Annotated in this window: 1 protein-coding gene; it reads left to right on the top strand. The window is 68.3% G+C overall.

The genetic code is table 11. From position 1 onward, the window contains the following. The first annotated feature begins 66 nt into the window (after window positions 1-66). Window positions 67-1,268 (top strand): IS3 family transposase gene (locus tag AAH979_RS42990; RefSeq protein ID WP_346263870.1). Its coding sequence is split into 2 segments (ribosomal slippage): window positions 67-304 and window positions 304-1,268, totalling 1,203 coding nucleotides; the frame shifts between segments, so codons are not numbered across the junction. The last annotated feature ends 32 nt before the right edge of the window (window positions 1,269-1,300 follow it).

Raw genomic sequence — 1,300 nt, 5'->3', positions numbered from 1 at the left:
TGGGCTTCCCCCTGAGATGTGGACACCCTGAAACTGGACGTTGGTCCAGAGGAAGGGGTGTCCCCGTTGGGGCGTCCATCGAAGTACACGGAAGAGTTTCAGCGTGACGCGGTTGACCTGGTCCGTTCGTCGGGTCGGCCGATCAACCAGGTCGCCCGCGAGTTGGGGATGAGTCACGAGACGCTGCGGAACTGGGTCCGTAAGCAGGAGCGGCAAACCGGCACGGGTCCGGCATCGGGTGGGGACGCTCTGTCGGTGGCGGACAAGGACGCGGAGATCGCCCGGCTGCGGCGTGAGGTGGCTGAGTTGCGGCAGGAGAAGGAGATCCTGCGCAAGGCAGCCGCGTATTTCGCGAAGGAGATGGATCGGTGACCAGCCGCTTCCGGTTCATCTCCGCCCACCGCGCCACCTGGAGCGTCAAGCGGCTGTGCCGGATCCTGGCGGTGTCCCGCTCCGGGTTCTACCGCTGGGCCGCCAGCGAACCCGCACGGCAGGCCCGCGCCGCCGCCGAGGACGCCCTCGCCGAGCAGATCAGGATCATCCACGCCGACTCCGGTGGCGCCTATGGGTCCCCGAGGGTGACCGTCGAGCTGCGCGACCGGGGTGTGCGGGTCAACCGCAAGCGAGTCGAGCGGATCATGCGGCAGCGGGAGATCGTGGGCTGGCACCTACGCCGCCGTAAACGCACCACGATCCCGGATCCGGCCGCCCCGCCGGCACCGGACCTGATCGGCCGGGACTTCACCGCCACGACACCGGACCAGCGGTGGTGCGGCGACATCACCTACCTCCGCGTCGGCGGCGGCTGGCTCTACCTGGCCACCGTCATCGACATCGCCACCCGCTGCCTGATCGGCTGGTCGATCAACACCCACATGCGCACCAGCCTGATCATCGACGCCCTGGACGCCGCAGTCGCCGCCCGGAGCGGCCGAGTCGACGGCGTGATTTTCCACTCGGACAGGGGCGCCCAATACGTCAGCCGCGACTTCGCCGACGCCTGCCAACGGCACGGCATCCGCCGCTCGATGGGGCGGATCGGATCCTCGTACGACAACGCCCTGGCCGAGGCGTTCTTCGCCACCCTCAAACGAGAGTTGGATGTCGACCACCACCGCTGGACCACCGAACCCGACGCCCGCCGCGACGTGTTCCGGTGGATCGCCTTCTACAACCACCGGCGCCGCCACTCCGCACTCGGCTACCTCAGCCCCGCCGACTACGAACAAACCCTCACACCGGCTACCCTGCAACAGATCGCGGCATAACCCGGTGTCCACATCCCGGGGGGAACCTCACC

This window comes from Plantactinospora sp. ZYX-F-223, from assembly GCF_039649625.1.
Lineage (GTDB): Bacteria > Actinomycetota > Actinomycetes > Mycobacteriales > Micromonosporaceae > Plantactinospora.
This window is presented reverse-complemented; position numbering and strand designations above follow the sequence as displayed.